At 59.6% G+C, this 23099-nt stretch carries 19 protein-coding genes; 10 read left to right on the top strand and 9 right to left on the bottom strand.

Features of this window, described 5'->3' with window-relative positions; genetic code table 11:
* Positions 1-6 precede the first annotated feature (6 nt).
* The 6 genes from OX459_RS05230 to OX459_RS05205 all read left to right on the top strand — a co-directional run bounded on the left by OX459_RS05230 (position 7) and on the right by OX459_RS05205 (position 6592).
* The gene (locus OX459_RS05230; RefSeq protein ID WP_289904098.1) at positions 7-1002 is read left to right on the top strand and encodes a glycosyltransferase; all 996 of its coding nucleotides are present in this window, start codon (positions 7-9) and stop codon (positions 1000-1002) included.
* Positions 1002-1919, top strand: coding sequence for a formyltransferase (locus OX459_RS05225; protein ID WP_251350448.1), 918 nt, complete (start codon positions 1002-1004; stop codon positions 1917-1919). The genes OX459_RS05230 and OX459_RS05225 overlap by 1 nt, the downstream gene beginning before the upstream one ends.
* Positions 1920-1940: 21 nt before the next feature.
* Positions 1941-2993 (top strand): bifunctional UDP-4-keto-pentose/UDP-xylose synthase, encoded by a 1053-nt coding sequence (locus tag OX459_RS05220; protein ID WP_070290550.1) that lies wholly within the window; start codon positions 1941-1943, stop codon positions 2991-2993.
* Positions 2993-3952: a polysaccharide deacetylase family protein gene (locus OX459_RS05215; RefSeq protein ID WP_251350447.1), complete on the top strand. Its 960-nt coding sequence runs from the start codon at positions 2993-2995 to the stop codon at positions 3950-3952. Before OX459_RS05220 ends, OX459_RS05215 begins: the two co-directional genes overlap by 1 nt.
* 74 nt (positions 3953-4026) lie before the next feature.
* The gene (locus tag OX459_RS05210; protein ID WP_034785468.1) at positions 4027-4497 is read left to right on the top strand and encodes a peroxiredoxin; all 471 of its coding nucleotides are present in this window, start codon (positions 4027-4029) and stop codon (positions 4495-4497) included.
* Positions 4498-4786: 289 nt separating this feature from the next.
* Positions 4787-6592 (top strand): PhoH family protein, encoded by a 1806-nt coding sequence (locus OX459_RS05205; RefSeq protein WP_099667012.1) that lies wholly within the window; start codon positions 4787-4789, stop codon positions 6590-6592.
* A 184-nt stretch (positions 6593-6776) separates the two neighbouring features.
* Here OX459_RS05205 and OX459_RS05200 read toward each other — a convergent pair whose 3' ends face one another.
* The 4 genes from OX459_RS05200 to tssI form a co-directional block, all read right to left on the bottom strand.
* Positions 6777-7622, bottom strand: coding sequence for a PoNe immunity protein domain-containing protein (locus OX459_RS05200; RefSeq protein ID WP_289904097.1), 846 nt, complete (start codon positions 7620-7622; stop codon positions 6777-6779).
* A 422-nt stretch (positions 7623-8044) separates the two neighbouring features.
* Entirely contained in the window at positions 8045-9061 is a 1017-nt protein-coding gene (locus OX459_RS05195; protein WP_289904096.1) for a PoNe immunity protein domain-containing protein, read from the bottom strand.
* A 3-nt stretch (positions 9062-9064) separates the two neighbouring features.
* A complete protein-coding gene (locus OX459_RS05190; RefSeq protein WP_289904095.1) occupies positions 9065-10555 on the bottom strand; it encodes a hypothetical protein in 1491 nt (496 codons plus the stop codon).
* Between the two features lie 2 nt (positions 10556-10557).
* On the bottom strand, positions 10558-13764 hold the full coding sequence (gene tssI, locus OX459_RS05185; RefSeq protein ID WP_289904094.1) for a type VI secretion system Vgr family protein: 3207 nt from the start codon (positions 13762-13764) through the stop codon (positions 10558-10560).
* A 137-nt stretch (positions 13765-13901) separates the two neighbouring features.
* Here tssI and OX459_RS05180 point away from each other — a divergent pair, with 137 nt between their 5' ends.
* The 4 genes from OX459_RS05180 (at position 13902) to OX459_RS05165 (ending at position 16212) form a co-directional block, all read left to right on the top strand.
* Positions 13902-14153, top strand: coding sequence for a hypothetical protein (locus tag OX459_RS05180; RefSeq protein WP_289904093.1), 252 nt, complete (start codon positions 13902-13904; stop codon positions 14151-14153).
* A 35-nt stretch (positions 14154-14188) separates the two neighbouring features.
* Entirely contained in the window at positions 14189-14719 is a 531-nt protein-coding gene (yidD, locus tag OX459_RS05175; RefSeq protein ID WP_289904092.1) for a membrane protein insertion efficiency factor YidD, read from the top strand.
* Positions 14720-14987: 268 nt separating this feature from the next.
* A complete protein-coding gene (locus OX459_RS05170; RefSeq protein ID WP_289904091.1) occupies positions 14988-15929 on the top strand; it encodes a bestrophin family protein in 942 nt (313 codons plus the stop codon).
* Positions 15930-16011: 82 nt separating this feature from the next.
* The gene (locus tag OX459_RS05165) at positions 16012-16212 is read left to right on the top strand and encodes a heavy-metal-associated domain-containing protein (RefSeq protein ID WP_077407505.1); all 201 of its coding nucleotides are present in this window, start codon (positions 16012-16014) and stop codon (positions 16210-16212) included.
* A 44-nt stretch (positions 16213-16256) separates the two neighbouring features.
* On the opposite strand, the gene OX459_RS05160 is transcribed toward OX459_RS05165, so the two are convergent.
* The 5 genes from OX459_RS05160 to OX459_RS05140 all read right to left on the bottom strand — a co-directional run.
* Positions 16257-16985: a glutathione S-transferase gene (locus OX459_RS05160; protein ID WP_289904089.1), complete on the bottom strand. Its 729-nt coding sequence runs from the start codon at positions 16983-16985 to the stop codon at positions 16257-16259.
* A 21-nt stretch (positions 16986-17006) separates the two neighbouring features.
* Positions 17007-17426 (bottom strand): Cu(I)-responsive transcriptional regulator, encoded by a 420-nt coding sequence (cueR, locus tag OX459_RS05155; protein ID WP_289904088.1) that lies wholly within the window; start codon positions 17424-17426, stop codon positions 17007-17009.
* Positions 17423-19873: a heavy metal translocating P-type ATPase gene (locus OX459_RS05150; RefSeq protein WP_289904087.1), complete on the bottom strand. Its 2451-nt coding sequence runs from the start codon at positions 19871-19873 to the stop codon at positions 17423-17425. The genes cueR and OX459_RS05150 overlap by 4 nt, the downstream gene beginning before the upstream one ends.
* Positions 19874-19978: 105 nt before the next feature.
* Positions 19979-20692, bottom strand: a complete 714-nt coding sequence (locus OX459_RS05145) for a FecR family protein (RefSeq protein ID WP_354669648.1) — start codon at positions 20690-20692, stop codon at positions 19979-19981.
* A gap of 4 nt (positions 20693-20696) precedes the next feature.
* Positions 20697-23099: YDG domain-containing protein (locus OX459_RS05140; protein ID WP_289904086.1), on the bottom strand; the 2403-nt coding region annotated here is incomplete at its 5' end.

Here is a 23099-nt window from a genome sequence, read left to right as displayed (position 1 = left end):
GCGCCGATGAAACCTGAACTGTCCATTATCATTCCGATCTACAACGAGCAAGATGGCCTGGCCAGCCTGTTCGCCCGCCTGTATCCGGCCCTCGACGCCCTCCAGACGAGCTACGAGATCATTTTCATCAACGATGGCAGCCGCGACAATTCGGTGCCCATCCTGGCGGAGCAATTCCGTCAGCGCCCGGACGTCACGCGCGTAATCTTGTTCAACGGCAATTATGGCCAGCACATGGCCATCCTGGCTGGCTTCGAGGCATCGCGCGGACAGATCATGATCACGCTCGACGCCGACCTGCAGAATCCGCCCGAGGAAATCGGCAACCTGGTGGCGAAGATGCGCGAAGGCTACGATTATGTGGGCTCGATCCGGCGCAAGCGGCAAGATTCCGCCTGGCGCACGCTGGCCTCGAAGATGATGAACCGCCTGCGCGAAAAAATCACGAATATCAAGATCACCGACCAGGGCAACATGCTGCGCGCGTATGGCCGCAACGTGATCGACCTCGTCAACCAATGCGCCGAAGTCAATACCTTCGTGCCGGCACTGGCCTACACCTTTGCCCGCAAGCCGACGGAAATCATCGTCGAACACGAGGAACGGGCGGCCGGCGAATCGAAATACTCGCTGTACAGCCTGATCCGCCTCAATTTCGACCTGGTCACGGGCTTTTCGCTGATTCCGCTGCAAATCTTTTCCATGCTGGGCATGGCGTTGTCGCTGGGCTCGGCATTGCTGGTGGTCTTCCTGCTGGTACGCCGCTTCCTGCTGGGCGCGGAAGCCGAAGGCGTGTTCACCCTGTTCGCCATCGCCTTCTTCTTCATGGGCGTGATCCTGTTCGGCATCGGCTTGGTGGGCGAATACGTGGGACGCATCTTCCAGCAAGTGCGCGCCCGTCCCCGCTACGTGGTGCAAACCATCTTGCAGGACGGCATGACACAGGCGGAAGCCGAGGCGCCATCGTACGGGCGCCTGGAAAAGCGCCAGGTGGGCCGCTGATGGGCGCCCCGCGCGCCGTCGTCTTCGGCTACCACAATGTGGGCGTGCGCTGCATCAAGGTGCTGCTGGCCGGCGGCGTCGACATCGCCCTCGTCGTCACGCACGAAGACAGCCCCACGGAAAACCTGTGGTTCGAATCCGTCGCCAGCCTGTGCCAGGCGGAAGGCATCCCGTACATCACGCCATCGGACGCCCGCGCGCCCGAGTTGCTGGCGCAGGTGCAGGCGGCAACACCGGACATGCTGTTCAGTTTTTACTACCGCCACATGTTGCCGGCTAGCATCTTGGAAGTCGCACCCGCCTACAATATGCACGGCTCGCTGCTGCCGGCGTTCCGCGGCCGCGCGCCCGTCAACTGGGCCGTGCTGCATGGCGCCCCGCAAACGGGTGCCACCCTGCATGAAATGACGGTCAAGCCCGATGCCGGCGCCATCGTCGCGCAAACGGCCGTGCCCATCCTGCCCGACGACACGGCCTTCGAAGTCTTCGGCAAGGTCACCGTGGCGGCGGAACAAACCCTGTGGAACGTGCTGCCGGCCTTGCTGGACGGCACGGCGCCGCGCCAGCTCAACGATTTGCGCCAGGGCGGCTACTTTGGCGGCCGCAAGCCCGAAGATGGCAGGATCGACTGGAAGTTACCCGCGCAGCAGGTTTACAACCTGCACCGTGCCGTCGCGCCCCCCTATCCCGGCGCCTTCACCGAAGTCAATGATGTCATTTACATTATCGAAAAAGCCCGTTTGAGCAAGCTTTCCGCAGGAAGTTTGCCACCGGGCTTGGCGGTAGTGGATAATTGCATCTTTGGCGTCTGCGGAGACGGCCGCATGCTGGCCATTTCCGCGCTGAGGGCTGCCGGGGAGCCGATTTCGGCTCAGCAATTGCAAGCAAGTCTGACCACCCGCGTCAGCACACACTGATTTAACTCAAGAGAATCTCACATGAAAAAAGTCCTCATCTTAGGCGTCAACGGCTTCATCGGCCACCACCTGTCCAAGCGCATCCTGGAAACCACCGACTGGCATGTCTACGGCATGGACATGAACACGGACCGCATCACGGAATTGCTGGAAGATGACAACTACAAGTCGCGCATGCACTTCTTCGAAGGCGACATCACGATCAACAAGGAATGGGTCGAATACCACGTCAAGAAATGCGACGTGATCCTGCCCCTGGTCGCCATCGCCACGCCTTCGACCTACGTCAAGCAGCCGCTGCGCGTCTTCGAACTGGACTTCGAAGCCAACCTGCCGATCGTGCGCTCGGCCGCCAAGTACGGCAAGCACCTGGTCTTCCCGTCGACCTCGGAAGTGTATGGCATGTGCCATGACGAGGAATTCGACCCGGAAAACTCGGAACTGATCTGCGGCCCGATCAACAAGCCGCGCTGGATCTATTCGAACGCCAAGCAGCTGATGGACCGCGTAATCTGGGGCTACGGCATGGAAGGCTTGAACTTCACCCTGTTCCGTCCGTTCAACTGGATCGGCGCCGGCCTGGACTCGATCCACACGCCAAAAGAAGGTTCCTCGCGCGTGGTGACGCAATTCTTCGGCCACATCGTGCGCGGCGAGAACATCTCGCTGGTCGATGGCGGCGCGCAGAAACGTGCGTTCACCTACATCGACGACGGCATCGATGCGCTGATCCGCATCATCGCCAACAAGAACGGCATCGCCAGCGGCAAGATATACAACATTGGCAATCCGACCAATAACTACTCGATCCGCGACCTGGCCGGCATGATGCTGACCCTGGCCGCCGAATACCCGGAATACGCCGAAGGCGCGAAACACGTGAAAATCGTGGAAACGACCTCAGGCGCCTACTACGGCGCCGGCTACCAGGACGTGCAAAACCGCGTGCCGAAAATCACGAATACCTGCGAAGAGCTGGGCTGGGCGCCGACCACCACCATGGCCGATTCCCTGCGCAACATTTTCGACGCCTACCGCAGCCAGGTAGCCCAAGCCAAAGCACTGATGGATTAATGTTGAGCAAGCCGTTCCTGACCCTGAAAATCGACGTCGATACCTATCGCGGCACCCGTGAAGGCATGGGCAATCTGGTGCGCATGCTGGCCGCGCACCAGGCCAAGGCCACCTTTCTGTTCTCGCTGGGCCCCGACCACACGGGCTGGGCCCTGCGGCGCGCCTTGAAACCCGGCTTTTTCAGCAAGGTATCGCGCACCTCGGTGGTCGAGCACTACGGCTTGAAAACATTGATGTACGGCACTTTGCTGCCGGGACCCGATATCGGCAAGCAATGCGCGGCGCAATTGCGCGCCGTGCGCGATGCCGGTTTCGAGTGCGGCATCCACACCTGGGATCACACCCTGTGGCAAGACAACGTGGCCAAGCGCAACGCCGCCTGGACCATCAACATGATGCGCAAGGCCGCCAACCGCTACGAACAAGTGTTTGGAACAAAGCCGCACACGCACGGCGCGGCCGGCTGGCAAATGAATGTCAGCGCCTTTGTCGAACACGACACGGCCGGCTACCGCTTTGCCTCCGATGGCCGCGCCATGCTCGACGCGCGCGGCGCCATGGTGCATCCAAGCAATGGCCCGCACCGCGTGCGCAACGGCAACACGATCCTGCAATGCGTGCAATTGCCCACCACCCTGCCCACCCTGGATGAATTGCTGGGCTGCGAAATCGATGGCAAACTGATCACGACCGGCAATGTTGCGGCGCATATCCTGTCATTGACGGCCGACAATCCGCGCGATCACGTATATACCTTGCATGCGGAACTTGAAGGACAGAAACTCGCCCCCATTTTCGAACAACTGCTGGCTGGCTGGAAAGCCCAGGGCTACCAGTTCGCCTCGATGGGCGATTATTATGAAAAGATAAAAAATACGGACTTGCCCGTTTGTCCCGTCACCTGGGATGAGTTGCCAGGCCGTTCGGGACGCCTGATTGTGCAGGGCAAAGCGGCCTGAATGCTGTATTGTTGCACCTGGATGCGTTGCCAGATTAAAAACAGCGCTGATGATCACCGTTCAGGAGAGAACCTGTGGCTGATAGCCAATCCCTCGTTAGCATACCCGACTTTAGCGCCGCGATGACCAGCGGCAAGACCTTTCAGTTGCTGGGCCGCCCGGCCAAGGCCACGGTGCTGTTTTTCTATCCGAAGGACAACACCCCTGGTTGCACCACGGAAAACATCGCCTTTCGCGATGCGTATTCGCAATTCGTCGCTGCCGGCGTGGAAATCTACGGCATCAGCCGCGATTCCCTGCGTTCGCACGAAAGCTTCAAAGCCAAGCTGGAGCTGCCATTCGAGCTCATTTCTGACCCGGACGAAGCCGTTTGCCTGCTGTTTAACGTCATGAAGATGAAACAGATGTACGGCAAGACGGTCCGTGGCGTCGAGCGCAGTACGTTTGTGATTGACGCCCAGGGCCGATTGGTGAAAGAATGGAGAGGCGTGAAGGTCGCAACTCACGTGGAAGAAGTGCTGGAATTCGTAGCGCATCTGAATTGATCGTCCATTTTGATCCAATGCGCGTTGCCGGCTTCCAGCGAGCTTAGTTCAACCGCAGTTCAGTTCACGGTACCTATCGCCATTTTGAGTCAACGAAGCGCCTCCATCCACTCCGCCAGGCGGGCCTGCAGCCCGCCGATGGCGTCCATGACCGGCCATGCTGCAGGCCTTCCGGCAGTTACTCGTCCTGTAGCATTGTTGTTCCCCCGCATCCACCCCATGAGAAGTGCCGCCAGAAGCTGGCTGCCCATGGGCGATTCATTCCAGAAATTTTTTGATTGAGATCCTGATGCCACTGCCAAAATTACCGAGCAAGCCAGCCACCATCCTGGCCACCCAAGATTACCCAACCGCAGGCGCAGCGCGCCCGGCCACCAAAACCCCGGCAGCCAAGAAAGTGGCTGCACCGATCATTGAAGCGGCGATCGCCGAAGTTGCCAAGCCAGTCCGCAATGCGGCCACGAAGATCAAGCAAGTGGCGGCCCTGATGGTCGCCAAGCCGGTACAGGCGCCCGCACCGGCGCCAGTGGCCGCAGCCCCTGCTCCTGCCGCGAAAACCAAGCCGGCAGCCAAGGGCAAGGTCACGCCGCTGAAATCCGTCAAGCAAGTCGAGCAGCCGCATCCGGCCAAGCACAAGGCGGTCGAAGTCCAGCTCAAGTCGTCCGCCAGCCGCGCCGCCGATCAGCGCGGCATCAGCAAGCTGTTCGTGCTCGACACGAACGTGCTGATGCACGATCCATCGTCGCTGTTCCGCTTCGAGGAACACGATGTGTACCTGCCGATGATGACCCTGGAAGAGCTGGACAACCATAAAAAGGGCATGACGGAAGTGGCGCGCAATGCGCGCCAGGTCTCGCGCACCCTGGACGCCCTGATCAGCAACACGGATGACGACGCCATCGAGCACGGCATCCTGCTGTCCAAGCTGGGCAACAAGGATGCCAAGGGCCGTCTGTTCTTCCAGACGCGCCTGCAAAGCGCCGACCTGCCGGCTGGCTTGCCAGTAGGCAAGGCCGACAACCAGATCCTGGCCGTCGTGCGCTCGCTCGAGTCGGAACAGGATGGCCGCCCCGTCGTGCTGGTGTCGAAGGACATCAACATGCGCATCAAGGCGCGCGCCCTGGGCTTGCCAGCCGAAGATTACTTCAACGACCATGTGCTGGAAGACACGGACTTGCTGTACTCGGGCATCGTGCAATTGCCGGACGACTTCTGGAACAAGCACGGCAAGGACATGGAATCGTGGCAGGAAAGCAAGAACGGCTACAGCTCCACCTTCTACCGCGTGACGGGCCCGTTCATTCCATCGTTGCTGGTCAACCAGTTCATCTACCTGGAACCGAAAAACGGCGAAACGCCGTTCTATGGCCAGGTGAAACAGATCAACGGCAAGACGGCCGTGCTGCAAACCCTGCGCGACTTCAGCCACACAAAGAACAATGTGTGGGGCGTGACGGCGCGCAACCGCGAGCAGAATTTCGCGCTGAACTTGCTGATGAATCCAGAATGCGACTTCGTCACCCTGCTGGGCCAGGCCGGCACCGGCAAGACCCTGTTGGCCCTGGCTGCCGGTCTGGCGCAAGTGCTGGAAACCAAGCTCTACAATGAAATCATCGTCACCCGCGTGACGGTGCCGGTGGGCGAAGACATCGGTTTCCTGCCGGGCACGGAAGAGGAAAAGATGTCGCCATGGATGGGCGCCTTCGACGACAACCTGGAAGTGCTGAACAAGTCCGACTCCGATGGCGGCGAATGGGGCCGTGCGGCAACGCAAGACCTGATCCGCTCGCGCATCAAGATCAAGTCGCTCAACTTCATGCGCGGCCGCACCTTCGTCAACAAGTTCCTCATCATTGATGAAGCGCAAAACTTGACGCCGAAACAAGTCAAGACCCTGGTCACGCGCGCCGGTCCCGGCACGAAGATCCTGTGCCTGGGCAACATCGCGCAGATCGACACGCCGTACCTGACGGAAGGCTCGAGCGGCCTGACCTACGTGGTCGACCGCTTCAAGGGCTGGACCCACAGCGGCCACGTCACTCTGGCGCGCGGCGAGCGTTCGCGCCTGGCCGACCACGCCAGCGAAGTGCTATAAGTTCCAGCGGGCGGCGCAAGCTGCCCGGTCATTCGAAAGCCCCGGCTGCAGCGATGCAGGCGGGGCTTTTTTACGTTTGCAGCGCCTGGCGGCCGCCCCGCAGGGCCATGCGTCCCGCGCAGCGGACTATCTCCAGGATTTCAAGCAATGCTTTTCTAGACTCGAAAATAGACACGCCACACAATCATTGTTCGGTAAACCGCCAAACGGTCAATCCATACAGCGAGCCCAGATTGTCCATTTCCTCGTGCTGTTGATAGCGACGCAGTTCCGGCACCACATCCAGCGACTGCCATAGCCCGGCCTTGGGGCAGGGATCGCCAGCCTTGGCGCGCAACTCGTCGGGTGCCATCGGGTCGGTGCCTTCCGGTGCGTAATCCTTTCTTGCCTGTCTGGCGAAATCGACCAGATCCTTGGGATAGAACTGCGCGCTGGCATAACTGCTGTCGTCGATGTCGAGCAGAAAGGTGATGGCCGCGGCTTCCCAGGACCAATAGCCCCAGAAGGAAATATCCCGCGTATGCGCATCGTAATAAGGCTCGCGCCGACTGGCATGGTACCAATCTTCCAAATACTCGGCCATCAAGGCAGGACGGTCTTTTTCCGATGCTGAAAAAATTTTCAACGTCTTAAAGTATGGCAAATGTCGTAAACAAGAGTCGGGTGGTTCTGGTCTGTTACTGACAAAGAACCCAAGCATCCGCTCCAGCATCCCATCTTTTTGATAATTATTAAAATCAATGATTGGCACTAAAAGTGGAATTATATTACTCCAACCCAATAAAATACAAAAACACATCATCCTATTTACGCGTTCAAAATCTTTTCCAGGCAATTCGAAATGTGGAAAACCCTTATCAGCTTCTGATGTTTGCCGAGAATCATAAATATTATTATACTTAGCATAGGATTCCCAATAATTCAGCACTTCTGGATAAAAACCTCTTATTTTTTTAATTTCAATTCCAGCACTATACTGAACAGAGAGGAAATCTATTGCATCCCAAGACCGTCTTCGGGTGGCGATCATTAGCCGAATAGGCTCGGCTTTATTCAGGCAATCTTGATTTTTATTAAGACTATCACCGACAACATCAAAAATTTTCCACTATATCCTCATACCTTTCCTCATAGATATCATAGGATAATAATTTTTCCCTCCTTTTCTTAATAAAATTTCTTATATCAATAATTTTTCTCATAGATCATTTGCAATCCCTTATGTTGAATTTACCCTTACGCACCTTTAAAGCAATTTCACAATTTATTGCTCATAATCCAGAATTTACATCCAGATAAAACATCACGCCATCTCTGACATCAAGATCAGCAGTCCTTTGTATCCCATAGACATTTAGATTAATTCAACAAAATCCTGTATCAGTATTTTTTAAAATGATGTACGGTAGAAGATGGTCGTATAAGACTCGAGAAATAGCCTCACTCACAAAATTATTGTTCGGTAAATCGCCAGACGGTCAATCCATAGCGCGAGCCCAGATTGTCCATTTCCTCGTGCTGTTGATAGCGACGCAGTTCCGGCACCACATCCAGCGACTGCCATAGCCCGGCCTTGGGGCAGGGATCGCCAGCCTTGGCGCGCAACTCGTCGGGTGCCATCGGGTCGGTGCCCTCGGGGGCGTAATCCTTTCTTGCCTGCCTGGCGAAATCGACCAGATCCTTGGGATAGAACTGCGCGCTGGCATAACTGCTGTCGTCGATGTCGAGTAGAAAGGTAATGGCTGCGGCTTCCCAGGACCAATAGCCCCAGAAGGAAATATCCCGCGTATGCGCATCATAATAAGGCTCGCGCCGGCTGGCGTGATACCAATCTTCCAAATACTCGGCCATCAAGGCAGGACGATCTTTTTCCGATGCTGAAAAAATTTTCAGCGTCTTAAAATAAGGCAGATGTCGTACGCAATCATTCAACGAAACAGATCGATCTTCCGAGTAATAACTTAATATTCTCTCAATCATCCCGTCTTTTTCATGATTATTAAAATCTATAATTCTAATCAACCTCGCCACCAAACCATCCCAGCCCAAAAGTATGGCAAAGCAAAGCATTCTATTTACTTTGTTATATTCCTTTCCTGGCAATGCAAAATGAGGGAACCCACGATCATTTTCGTTTTTCTGACTATTATCATATTCCTCATTGTATTTTGCATATAGTTCCCAACACTCCAATGCCTCTGGATAGCGTGATCGAATTTCATTCACACCATGCCCAGCACTGTACATATTTGCGATATTATTGACAACATTCCATGCCTGTTCTTGAGTGGCCACCATGAAATTATATAACGGTATTTTTCTTAATTTTTCCTCCGGCTGTCTAAAAGCCTTTCGTAATTTCTCAAGACAGGTGATGGTTCCTACGAAATTCTCCTCATAAATATCATAGGCTAACAAATTTTCTCTCTTTTTTTTTGAGAAATCATCGGAACTTAATATCGCATTCATTCATCACCTCTTTATGATATTGTTTGGCAAGTCAAGGATTATTTGCACATGATGTTCAGAACCCCTTGATTTTTTATGCAAACTTAGTTGCCGTCCTGTAACAAGAGATATCCAACGTTTATATGGCGCTAAAATTTCAGGATCTATTGCGGCATCTATTCTGTAATTTGATATTTTTGATTTTGCTTTTCTTCCAGACTCAGTCAAGTTCTCATCCACTATCGCTTGAGCTATCCACTCATGGCTCATCTGCGTAGCCAACTTCGTTTTTTTATTGGCTTTATTTAACCCGCTTCTTACTTCACCGGTCTTTCCTGATCGATCTATTTTAACAATTTTATTCGCGTGTTCATCACGCCCCTCATTGTTGAAAATATCAGGCTTTCCATTTTTTACCGGATGGGCTGCCTCATTTTCCCGCAATGCTTGAAATTTCTCCTGCATCTCTGCCGGCAGGGCCGCAATTAAAGTAAAGGAATCAAAAATACTTGATTTAGTCTCACCAACAATAAATGGCTGCCTAATATTCAAAGGATTTGACCATAGATGATCCAAGCCATGATGCGGCATGCTATGTTCCTCGGTCAATCGCCCTCCATTATTCACCTTGAGATGTTTCCCCTTAATGTGATAATCGGTTATATGTTCCGCAGGCACCCCGCTACGCCAATTTTTCTTTTTCTCGCCTTTTTTCTTGGTATTAACCTTGGTGGTATTCGGCGTGGCCTTGTTTTCCTTCGCGTCCTTGTTTTTCTTCGCCAGCAGTTTCTTGTCGGCCCCTGCGGCGACCTTTCCTTCTTTCTTGGCAACGGTCGTGGCCACGTCCTGTCCCTCTTGCCGCACGACCTTGCCCGAGGTCGTCCCTAGCGCGGCCGTGGTGTGGGGAAGTTCATTTCCCATCATCTTCGCGTGCACTTTTTTCAGGTCGGCAAACGCATCGTCGATCATGCGCGGCCCCTGCTTCTGCAATGCCTTGAGTTCGCCGATGAGCTGCCTGATTTCCGGGCCGCCGGCCATGGCTTTAATCACCCAGCTGTCGATGCCGTCGATGAAGGTCTCGATGGCACTGTTGAACAGGCCTTTGCTATCCTTGCTCAGCGCGCCCCAATCGATCTTGCGCATGAATTTTTCAACGTTGCCGCGCAGGGTGGGCGACACCGCTTCAAGCACGCGGCCGAAATGGCTGCCTTGCTTCATGAGTTTAAAGCCCACTTTCAGACTGTCGCCCACTGCCGGCACGCAGCCGACCAAGGTGATCACCAGTTCCACCCAGCCGCCCACCGCCGCCGGCGACCTGGAAATCTGGATCACGCCCAGGATCAGATCGCGCGCATCCATAGCCTGGCCGACGCCCGGAATCACGCCGAGGATGCCAGTGACGATGATGTGCGATGGCGAGGACCCTGCACCTGTCACCAGTTCAGCCAGCCAGCCGCCGATACCGTCGTCGGCTTCGCGCAAGGCGCGTCCGGCTGGCGAAACGATATTACTCATGCCTAACCCTCGCCATTGTCGTGCCGTTCACGATAATTTTTTTCAGCTTCCCTGTCTTCAGGCGTCTCTTCATCGGCATAGCGGTAATCGTCATAGTGGAAATCGTATTCCAGCGTAGTGCTCCCCGCGCCGGGCGGTCGCTCAGCGGCCATTTCGGCTAATTCGTCCGGAAAATAGTTATCTTTATAATATGCATCTTCCTGCGCCAGATACTTTTCGAAGACGGCTTGCGCCTCTTCATCGGTACGCGGTTTGGCGCCGATCACCTGATTGGTTTTTTGTTTCTTGCGTGGTTCGGCGTCCCGCTCATCCTCGCCGTACAGCACCACCGCACCGCTGTTCGGAATATCGTCCAGGCGGGCAAAGCCATGCGCATCCAGCTTGCCTTCCATCGTGACGCCATTGGCAAACAGGAGCGTGTACGGCGCACCAACCATGGGTTGCAGATCGTCCCAGCGGTAATTCAGTTCCAGGAAATTTTTAGCCTGGCCGGCCTGCGGCAGATAGGGCAGCTTCGCTGCGCTGCTCGCCGGCCCCGTCAACTCCTTCATGCTGGCCTTGAACTCCATCTTGCCCGGCCCGTGGATCTCGATATTGCCGCCTTCGAGTTTGATGCAGGCGCCCTGCACCGTCATCAACACGTGCTGCTTGGCCGCGATGGCGACGCTTTTGGCGGTGCTCGTCACAGTGACCGCCTTGTCGGCGGTCAGGCGCGTTTCGCCGGACTGGCTCTGGCTGCTGACCTTTCCGCTGGCGGCATGCAGCCTGATGCCGGTTTCCTGGTTCGGCTTGCCGGCGTCGCTGGCCTTGCCGTAGGTGAACAGGCTGATGCCGGACTGTACAGCGTAGAAATAGTTGCCTTGTGCGCCAAAGTTGATGTCCTGGCTGGCCACGATGCTGGCGTTATTTCCGGCGCTGAAGATGGCATGGGCCGGCGTGGTAGCGGCGATACCGGCCGGGCTGGACAGTTGCAACAGGGGCGCGCTGTAGGCGATGGCCTGGGCCTCGCCGCTGCTGTCGCTGGCCTTGAGCGCGTCTATGCTGTGCCGCATTTGCTGCAGCGCAGGCAAGGCGTCCGGCGACGCTTCAGCCTGCCCATGCTCGTCCTTCAGGGCGGCGTTGTGTTTTTGCGCCGTTTGCGCCAACGTCATTTGCAGCGCCAGACTGTGTTCGATTTGCGCCACCGCCTCGCTTGCATCCATCAGGCTGCCGCCGCTGCGCTGATGCGTCGACAGCAACAAACCTTGTCCGGCGCGCAGCGTGGCGCTGTGCTCGGTCTTCAGTTCGGCGCCAAAACCTGCCGGCGCCAGGCGCTGGTTGTCCGTCTGGTGCCGCAAATGCCCCAGATTCAGTTCTGCCGTACCCTGGTGCGCGGCGGCGTGGCGTTGCAGCGACAGGCGAGACTGGCCGGGACTGTCATCGAACACCAGCTGGCTGTAGGCGCCGCTGCCCAGGCCGCTGCTGCTCATCGTTTGCGACTTGATGCCGGATAAGGCCGCCGGATGGGCGTGGCCAGCCGCGATGCCGGGAAACCAGGCCGGGGCGTTGCCGGTCGCTACGCCAGCGCCTTGGACCACCCGGTTTTGCTGCGCGTCCGGCTGGCCCTGGCCGTTATAGACCGTGCCGATGACGACCGGACGATCGATGTTTCCTTCTAAAAAGTCAATCACCACTTCCTGGCCGACGCGGGGCACGGCATGGCCGCCCCAGTTGGCGCCCGCCATAGACGCCAACGTCGTTGCCACGCGCACCCAGGTACCGGCGCTGTCATCGCCGGGCGCGCCGGTATGGCTGTCGGCATGCGGGTGTGGCAGGCGGCTGTGGCTGAGCGTGCCCCGCTGCCAGTGAAATTGCACCTTGATGCGATGGTCGCGATCAGTATGGATCACGGCGCCGGGAGGCCCGACCACGATCGCCGTCTGCTGCCCTGCCACGGTCGGGCGCGGATGCAGCAGACGACCGTGCTGGTCTGCGCCTGTGGCGCGATAAGGAACACTGCGGCGGATCGCATCGATGCGGTTACGGTACAGGGGCCGCTCGGCGATGCCCGCCACTTGGTGCAGGCTGCTGTCCTGCTCCTTGCCGATCGCCATGGCCAGCGGACAGGCGCTGAGTCTCTCCGTGATGCTGGCCTGCAAGTCGGCACTCAGGTTGTTGTGCATCAAATGGACCGTGCGCACGATCAAAAAATGGCGTTCGTCGCCGCCGGCCGCGTCGAACAGCGCATGGCCGTGCAAGCTGAAAGTGGTGCCGGGCGACAGCGTGCGTACGGTGCCGGCGCCGACGTGGAGCTCCTTGCCGGCCTGTAGCGCTTGCAACTGCCTGACGGCGATACGCTGCCCCTGTTCGCGCGACGCGTAAGCATAAGCGCCCGGCGCGTCGCGGCTGAGCAAGGTCGCGCCGGACGCGTCGCCATGGGCGGCGACCGGGCACTGATCCAGTGAACGGTAATCCCAACTGCCCATTTCGATGGCATTGGTTTGCTGGCGCCACTCGGTGCGCCAGCGGTCGATGCTGTCGACCTTCATCACGGCGCCCGGCTGCGTGAAGTTGACGGCGGACTGGACATTGGGAGCAAAAGCGCCATTGTGGTCCGCGATGACCAGCGTGTGGCTGCCCAGGGACGGGCTGCTGGCGTCGCCCGTATGCTCAAAATAGTAAAACAGGCCCTCTTCCAGCATCAGCCGTTCGGCAAACGCCAGGTCGCTTTCCTGGTACTGGGTGGTCAGGCTGCGTGGTGAATACACGGCGCGCTCGGCAATATCGAAGCGCCATGCGGGCGCCAGCTTGCCTTGACCTTGGTACGCGGCAAAGAGCGCGTCGAGGATATCGCACACGGTCAGGTCCTGGAACACGCGGCTATCCCGGCCGCGCGCCAGGAACGCTGTCCACGGCTGCACGGCCAGCTGATAACGCGCCAGGCCACCATTCGCGCCAACCAGTTCGACGGCGGTAATGTGGCCGTGAAACGGGCGCCAGTCGTCGGTGCTGGTGACGGTCAATAACTCAAGCAGAACGGGCTGACCGATCAGCGCGCGCAGCGAGATGGAGGCATCGGTGGACAGGGCCGCTATCTGAAACGCGAACCCTTGGCTCAGCCCTTCCTCGCCGCGCACACATTCGGCCAGCAAGTGGTTCTCGCCCAATGGCGTGGTCAACCGCAGCAATCTGGTGGCTTGCGTGAAGCCCGCAAGCGGCGAAGTGAGCATCGGATACTCCCAATTGGCGGTCTCCCGTCTGAAAATTACTAAATATGCATTCTTATTAAAGACATTACACCTCGGAATTATTTTTCTAGCAAGAGTGATTCAATTGAAATCCGCGCTGCCAGACGGGGCAGTCGGCCTTGCCCGCACACGGCTTTGCGCTGGTGTTCGCCCTGTTCTCGTTGCAACTGTGCGCCTTCAAGCTGCTGCCGTTTGCCGGCTTGAACGGGGGACAGGCGCTGCTGGCCATCGCCCGAGGTGGACGACCTTTTGTGGCGTGGGAAGAGACGGCGGCAAAATGGCTGTTGCTGCCGGGTCTGGCGATCTTGCTGGCGTGGCTGGCGTGGCTGGCGGCGTTTGCCTGGCATGGCTGGAAAAGCATAGGGATGTAGTGCGCTGGCGCTATTCTTTTTTGTAGACCTGTCGTATGCTCGCACCACTATCCCATCCAATAAACGCGACCGGCCAAGGAGATCGCATTTTCTCATTCGACACCTGCGGTACGCAGCTGGCCCTGTGGGCAATCGGTGCCTACCAGCGCTATCTGTCGCCCCATAAAGGGTTTTCCTGCGCCTACCGCGTGCTCACGGGACGCGACAGCTGTTCCGTGTATGGCCACAGGGTCATCGCCCGCCATGGCTTGCGGCCGGGACTGTCCCTGCTGCGGCGCCGCTTGCACAGCTGCAGCGCGCACCACCGCCTGCACCAGGCCCAGCACGCCAGGGGCCGCAGTGCGCGCCATCGGGCGCAGGCAGGGTATTGCGATCTGCCTGTCCCCGATTGCGGCGACTGTGCCTGCGACTGCGCCGATATCGCCAACCTGGCCGATTGCACCTGGTTAGGCCGCAGCAAGAACCCGAAGTGGTTCCGCAACGACTATGCAGCCAGTGCAGCATTGAAACGACAGCAAGAGGAACACCGCAAGAAGCTGCGGCAAGGGCGGGATGCGGGCAACTGAAATTCATACATTCACTTACAAATGAAATATTCATTCATGAAATGAATAATATCCATTATCACTGTGAATTGGCGGGAAGCGGGACGGCGGCCTATACTCATGCCGTCTCCCCTACACTGCGTCCCATGCACACCCAGCTCAGCCCGCACACACTGCGGGCTTTTTGTTCCCGGCATTTGCCACTCTGCCATTCAACACAATGGTTTTTCAATAACAAGAACAGGGCACGGCTTTCACCGCCAGCCCAGCCCCAAACGGGGAGCCCATCATGATCGTGCGCGAGCGTCCTTCGGCGCTGCGGTTGTTCCTGGTGGTGCGCGGCTCCGTCCTGCCGCGCATCCGCACCACGCTCATCGTCAATACCCTGATCGCCACCCTCGTCACGTGGTGCCACGGCACCTTGTTCGACCACAAGGTCATCCTCACCACCATCCCGTTTACCCTGATCGGCTTGCCGCTGGCCATCTTCCTGGGCTTTCGCAACACGGCCGCCTACGACCGCTACTGGGAAGCGCGCAAGCTGTGGGGAGAACTGGTCTTGCGCAGCCGGAATTTCTCGCGCCAGTGCCAGACGATGATACGCGGCGACATCCCGGCCCACGCCAGGCTGGGTCTGGAAGACGTGCGCGTGCGCATGATTTACCGCACCATCGCCTTTTGCCACGCGCTGCGCCACCAGCTGCGCGACACGCGCGGACCAGCCGACTTGCAGCCTCTGCTGCGCCCGTCCGAATGGGAAGCGGCTTGCCAGGCCACGAACCCGTCCGACTACCTGATGCTGCAAATGGGCCACGACCTGGCCGATTGCGTCCGGCAAGGCCGCATCGACAGCATCCTCGCCACGCAAATCGATAACACGGTCTCGGCCATGGTGGGCGCGGGCGCTTCTTGCGAACGCATCCGCAGCACGCCGATTCCCTTCTCGTATTCGCTGCTGCTGCACCGCACGGCCTATCTGTACTGCTTCCTGCTGCCCTTCGGCCTCGTCGATTCGCTGGGTTTCATGACGCCGTTCGTCGTCGCCATCGTCGCCTACACCTTCTTTGGCCTCGATGCCCTGGGCGACGAGATCGAGGAACCGTTCGGCGAAGACGCCAACGATCTGCCGCTGTCGGCCATGTGCCGCGCCATCGAAATCAGCTTGCGCGAATCCGTGCAGGATGAGAACGTGCCGCAGCCCATGCAAGCTGTCGATTTCCTGCTGAATTGATCCGCACGGCAGCTTTCCCCTTGACCTTACCATCGGGGGAAGGCTTACAGTGGCAGCACTTAATCATTCAAGGAGTACTTGCATGTATCAGTTACAAGTTGAAAACATGAGCTGCGGCCATTGCGTTGGCTCGGTCACGAAAGCGGTGCAAGGCGTCGATCCGCAAGCCCAGGTGCAGATCGACCTGGCCAGCAAGCGCGTCACGGTGGAGTCACCGGCCGAACTGGGCGCCATCAGCGCGGCCATCGTGGAGGCGGGCTACCCCGTTACCAGCGCGCAATAAACAGCAAGGACACGACAGCCGGCCAATGCGCCGGCTGTTTTTGTTTACCCGTCCAGTTCAGGGTAATGGCGGAAGATTCCTTCCTCATTGAACGGGATCCTGCGCTTCGACTTCAGGTAACGGGCAATATTCGGCCGCGCCGCCACGGCGTCATGCAGGTCAGACAAGGCAGGATATTCGGGCGCCAGGCGCGCCATGGCTTGCGGAAACGCATAGTGCAAACCGGCCAACATCTGGAACAGCGACAGGTCGCCATACGTGAGTCTTGCACCCACCAGATACTGGCCGCGGCTGCGATTATTCAGCAGGACCTGGGTGAAATAATCGAGGAATTTGGGCAAGCGTGTTGCGCGGAAATCCGCGCTGCGCAGCATGGCCGCCTGCTGTTGCTCTTCGTAATACTGATTCATCGACAGCGGATGGTGCGTGTCGTGCACTTCCGTCAGCCAGTCGGCCATCGTCAGTTGCAGCTGGTTCAGCCACAAACGGCCGCCTTCCGCGCGCGGCGCCAGGCCCAGGCGCCGACCCAGGTAGAACAGGATATTCGTGGTCTGGCCGATCAGCATGTCGCCGTCGCGCAGCACGGGCGGCGCGTAGGCGGCCTGGGGCGTGCTGTCGCCATCGAGGCAGGCCAGCATCGCGGGCATGCCCTGCCCCGGGCGTGCGGGCAAGCGGGCGATGTCACGGTAATCGGCGCCCGCCTCTTCCAGCGCCAGGCGGATGAATTCTCCGCGTCCCTGTATCGTGGGCCAGTAGTACAGTTCATAGACCATACACACCTCCGTTGATTTACATCAATGGCAACATGGTTTCGCTTCCGTGTCGCCGGCCAGTCCCAGGCTTTGCAGGATGGGGCAATCGGGCTTGTCGTCGCCGTGGCACGATTGCGCCAGGTGGGCCAGGGTATCGCGCATTTCCGTCAGTTCAGCGATGCGCTGATTCAAGTCCGCCACGTGGGCCAGGGCGATGCCTTTCACGTCCGCGCTGGCGCGCTGGTCGTTTTGCCACAGCGACAGCAGTTCGCGGATCTGTTCCAGCGAAAAACCCAGGCCCCGCGCGCGCTTGATAAAGCGCAAGGCGTGCAAATCGTTCGGCGTGTAGATGCGGTAACCGGCGTCGCTGCGCGCGCTGGGTTTTAGTAAGGTAATGCTTTCGTAATAGCGTATCATTTTTGCCGATACGCCCGTTTCGCTTGCCGCCTGGCCGATATTCATCCTTGTTGCTCCTTGGTATGCGCGCTACCTGTATGACTGCGGGCTTTCCAGCGGCGCAGCAACAGGGCATTGCTGATCACGCTGACGGAACTGAAGGCCATCGCCGCGCCCGCCACCATGGGGTTGAGCAAGCCGAAGGCGGCCAGCGGAATGCCGATCAGGTTATAAATGAAGGCCCAGAACAGATTTTGCCGTATCTTGCTGTAGGTGCGGCGCGAGATATCGATGGCGTCCGCCACCAGGGCCGGATCGCCGCGCATCAGCGTGATGCCGGCCGCATGCATGGCCACGTCCGTGCCTGTCGACATGGCGATGCCCACGTCGGCGGCCGCCAGCGCGGGCGCATCGTTGATGCCGTCACCCACCATGGCCACCTTCGCCCCTTCGCCTTTCAGCGCGACAATTTTAGCGGTTTTATCGGCCGGCAGCATTTTCGCAGCCACCGTATCGATGCCCAGCAGCTTGCCAACGGCGTCCGCACTGCCCTGGTTATCGCCCGTCAACATCACCGTGCGGATGCCCAGGCTGTGCAAATGGGCAATGGCCGCCTGCGCGTTCGGCTTGACCTGGTCGCTGAAGGCGAACAGGCCCAGCAGTTCCGCTCCCGCAGCCAGCCACGAAATCGTGTTGCCCGTGGCTTCCAGGGACAAGGCCTGTTCCGCCAGCGGCGTCATGTCTACATGCAACTCCTGCATCAGCCGCGTGCTGCCCAGTTTCAACTCCAGGCCATCGACCTGGGCCGCCAGGCCGCGCCCCGGCAAGGCCGACAGGCCCGTGGCTGGCAAGGGTTCGAGGTGGCGCGCGGCCGCCGCATCGAGCACGGCCGTAGCCAGGCTGTGCTCGCTGCCGCGCTGGATGCTGGCCGCCAGCTGCAGCAGCCGGGCATCGTCGATGCCATGCGCATGCAGGGCCGCCAGCGCAGGTTTACCCACCGTCAGGGTGCCCGTCTTGTCGAACACGACGGTATTGACGGCGTGCGCCACTTCCAGCGCTTCCGCATCCTTGATCAGGATGCCGTAACGGGCAGCGACGCCCGTGCCGGCCATGATCGCCGTCGGCGTGGCCAGGCCCAGCGCGCACGGGCAGGCGATCACCAGCACGGCCACGGCATTGATGATGGCGTTTTCCAGCTCGCCCGTGGCGAACCACCAGCCCAGCATGGTCAGCAGCGCCAGCACCAGCACCACGGGAACAAAGATGGCGCTGACCTTGTCCACCAGGTGCTGGATCGGCGCCTTGGCCGCCTGCGCATCTTCCACCAGACGGATGATGCGCGACAAAGTCGTCTCGCCACCCACGGCTTGCGTGCGCACCAGCAATAAACCATCCGCATTGATGGCGCCGCCCGTGACCTTGTCGCCCGGATGCTTATCGACCGGCAAACTTTCGCCCGTGATCAGCGATTCGTTGATCTGGCTGGCGCCTTCCACCACCACACCATCGACGGCTACCCGCTCGCCAGGGCGGATGACCACCAGGTCCCCCACTTTGACTTGTTCCACGGGCAAGTCGATTTCCACGCCGTCGCGGCGCACGCGGGCCGATTCCGGACGCAGGACTTGCAGCGCGCGAATGGCAGAGGCCGTCTGGCGCTTGGCGCGGCTTTCCAACCATTTGCCCAGCAGCACCAGGGTGATGACGACGGCCGACGCTTCGAAATACAGGTGCGGCAGCATCTCGCCCGCCGTCAGCCACTGGTAGACGGACAAGCCATACGCGGCGCTCGTGCCCAGCGCCACCAGCAGATCCATATTGCCGCTGCCGGCGCAGGCCGCCTTCCAGCCCGCCCTGTAGAAGCGCGCGCCAAAATAGAATTGCACAGGTGTCGCCAGCGCAAATTGCAGCCAGCCGGGCAGCATCAGATGGATGCCGGCCCATTCGAGCAGCATCGGCAGCATCAAGGGGAAAGCCAGCACGGCCGCGAACGCCACTTTCAAGCCGTCGAGGTTCGGCGCGGCAAGGGGCGCGCTGGTCCGGCTGGCGGCGGGCACGGTGGCTTCATAGCCAACCTTGTCGATGGCGGCGATCAGGGTGCCAGCATCGGCCTCGCCCGTCACCTTGATGCGCGCGCTTTCCGTGGCCAGGTTGACGCTGGCGGCCAGCACGCCCGGCACCTTCAGCAAGGCTTTTTCCACCCTGCCCACGCAAGAGGCGCACGTCATGCCGGCGACGTTCAGGTCGATTTCGCGCTGCGCCACGCTGTAGCCAGCCTTTTCCACGGCCGCCTGCAAGGTGGCCAGGGGAATCGGCGTGCTGGACGTGACCTTGGCCACTTCGGTGGCCAGGTTGACGCTGGCCTGGGTCACGCCGGGCACGGCGGCCAGGGCCTTTTCCACGCGGCCCACGCACGAGGCGCAGCTCATGCCTTCGATGGCCAGCGCCTGCGCATGGGCGGCGGAGGGAGGAGGAGAACTGGAATTGGCGGGAGCGAGTGCGGCCTGGTTCATGGCAGATCCTGTACGAAAGAGTAACGAATAGGGTCAGGATCTGCTATCCCATGATGGGAAGGTCAAGCCCTATTTGCACGGTGTGCCGGGCTTGTTTGACGACGCTTAGCGCACGACGCAATCGATGGCGGCCGGCTTGCCGCTGGCGGCGCCCGGGCCCGATGACGACGATGAAAAGACCGGCGGCGGCGTGAACGGAATGCCGGGATTGACAGGCAGCATCACGGGCGGCTGCTTGAAGCTGGGCGTAAAACCAAATTGCCCGGCGGCAAAATTCTGCGTCCCGGCAGGATTGGTCACGTGAATCAAGCCATCGAGCACCTGGACATACAGGCCCGGCGCCCTCGCCGCCCCGCCTGGTGTCGGCACCGTTGGCACCGCCTGCGCCGAGGGCGGCACATAGGTGGCAACAAACGTCGTGCCGCGGATGCCGATGGTGGCGGCCGGCGTCTTCATCTCGAAACGCTCCTTGTTGCGCTTGCCCAGCAATCCCGTGACGGAACGCAAGCCGCCCTTGAGCAGGCTGAAGATGGCGTGGTCGCCGTCAGGCTGCTCGGCCGTGTAGCTGAATTGCTCGATGACGAAACTGGTATTCGGCTTCAGGGTGATTTCGCTATTGTCGATCAGCTTGATCAAGGCATAGGTTTCCTTTTCCGTCAGCAAGGTGTCTCCCTGCTCGACTTCGGACTTGATGGCCAGGATTTTCACCTTGCCATCCGCCTTCTTGGCCATCAGCGGACCACTCAACTGCATCACCGTACCCGCCACCTGTCCGGCCCAGGCGTGCGCGCCCACGCACATCAGGGCCAGCCACAACAAGGCCTTAATTGCAGTACATTTTTTTTGCGGCATCATCGTATTTGTATCCTGTGGGTTTATCTGTGGCATCGGCAACATCCTTGCTGTCTTTCTTCTTGTCATCATCCTTGGCTGGCGACGCAGAAGCGAGCGGGGCGTTGGCACGGTCGGCCTGCTTGATGATACGCAAGGCTTCATCGATGGCTGCGCTGGCGCTGGCATCGATGGCGGGCTTGTCAACGGTCGTGGCAGGCAGGAAGATGGCGTCCGCCATATTCACCGTGCCATTCGGCGCCAGCAAACTGACGTTGGCGCGCTGGCGGTTGATGCGCACGCCCGAGTCGCCCGTGATGCTGCCCGCTTTCGCCAGCACGCTCATGTTTGCCGCAGCCGGCAAGGCGAAGCTTGCCGTGTCCGCAAAGCGCACATTGCCCCCCGCGCTGGCGCTGAAATTGCCGCCGCCGAGGACCTGCGCATTGCCTTCGATACGAATGTCGCCGCCGGCCGCCAGGCTGATGTCGCGCGCCGCTGCCAGTTGCGCACCATTGCCCAGCAACACATCCGTGCTGGCATTGAGCGCAATGTCCTTGCCCTCGATCTTGCCATTGACGGTGACGGGGCTGTGCGCCGTCACGCTGACGTTGCCGCCATTCGCATTGATGTTGCCGGCCGTGACGCCGCCCGTGTTATCGATGGCAATGTTGCCCGCGCCCGTGGCCAAGGTTCCCAGGACCAGGGTACCCGGCGCCGAGGTATTGTTCAGCACAATGCCGCCCCCTGCGCTATTGCTGGCGGTAAAACTGCCCACCTGGTTGCCCGCATGGCCCAGCACGATACCATCGCGCGCCTGCGCAGCCAGGCTGCCGGCAAGCAAGGCACCATCCTGACCGATAGCGCCGTTCAGGGCGCTCAGTTTCACCTCGTTGGCCGCCAGGCTGGCGAAGCGCATATCGCCCTCCGCTTGCGTGATGGCCAGCTGGCCCGCCAACCGGATGGCGCCGGCCGTCTGATTAAAACTGTTGGCGACGAGCAAGTTACCGTTGCCACTCAGCATGCCGCCGCCTTGCGCATAACGGTCGGCCGACAGGCTGCCGTTCAGCAGCAAGCTGCCGCCGTTGATTTCCAGGCCCGCCAGGCCGCCCAGCACGGAGAGGTCCAGCGCGTTTTCACCGAGCGTCAGGTTGCCGCCCGTCAACAACAAGCCCGACGCCGAATGCAAGTTTTTCAGGATGGTATTGCCGGCCGCCGCGCTGTAGGTGACGATGCCCTTGCTGTTGCTGAAGTCGACAGCCAGCACGTTCGCGCCTTCCGGCACCACGCCGCCGTCCCAGTTGGCCGCGTCGCTCCACAAGCCGCTGCCGCTGCCGACCCAGGTTGACAATTGTTTTTGCGCAATCGTTGCCTGCGCCGTGCCGCCCGTCGTTTCCAGTGTGTAATTGCCCGCATCGGCGCCCGCCAGGCGGAAGCCGCTGGCTGTCACCAGCTTGCCCGCGCCCGCGTTCTTGTCGGCAAAGCTGCCGTTGCCGCCCACCACGCTGACCACATCCTGGCCCAGCACGCCGTTCGCCGACGCGCTGACGGCCGCATTCGTGGTGCCGTCATACACCTTGCCGGCCGCGCTCAAGCTGGCCAGGGTCAGGCTGGCGGGTGTAATACTGGCCAGCAAGCCCGTTGGCAAGATGATAAAGTAATTGCCCGCATCGGCGCCCGTCAGCGCCGCCCCACTGAGCTCTACCGCCTTGGCCGCGCCCACGTTCTTGTCCGCAAAGTTGGCCGCTGCCGAGGCCACCAAGCTGTCGCCGGCGAGACGGTCATCGCCCAGGACCAGGCTGGCGCCCGTCGTGCCATCGTAGACCTTGTTACCTGCCACGCCGGACAGGTTCAGCGCGCGCGCGCCGATGTCGGCCGTGGTGCTGCCTGCATTCGCGCTCAGCACATAGTTGCCCGCATCCGCACCATCGAGCCCCACATTCGTCACGGTGACGGTTTTTCCCGCACCCGCGTTCTTGTTGCCAAATGAGCCATTGCCGCTCACGCTCAAGGCATCGCCCTGGATGCGGTCGTCGCCAAAGCCGACCTGTGCTGCCGTCGTGCCGTCATACGTCTTGTTGACGCCGTTAAAGCTCACATGCAAGGTACGCGCGCCGATGTCGGCCGTGGTGCTGCCTGCATTCGCGCTCAGCACATAGTTGCCCGCATCCGCGCCATCGAGGCCCACATTCGTCACGGCGACGGTTTTTCCCGTGCCCGCGTTCTTGTTGCCAAACGAGCCATTACCGCTTACGCTCAAGGCGTCGCCCTGGACGCGGTCGTCGCCAAAGCCGACCTGTGCTGCCGTCGTGCCGTCATACGTCTTGTTGACGCCGTTAAAGCTCACATGCAAGGTACGCGCGCCGATGTCGGCCGTGGTGCTGCCTGCATTCGCGCT

The sequence above is a fragment of the Janthinobacterium sp. SUN026 genome, assembly GCF_030397625.1.
Lineage (GTDB): Bacteria > Pseudomonadota > Gammaproteobacteria > Burkholderiales > Burkholderiaceae_D > Janthinobacterium > Janthinobacterium kumbetense.
This window is presented reverse-complemented; position numbering and strand designations above follow the sequence as displayed.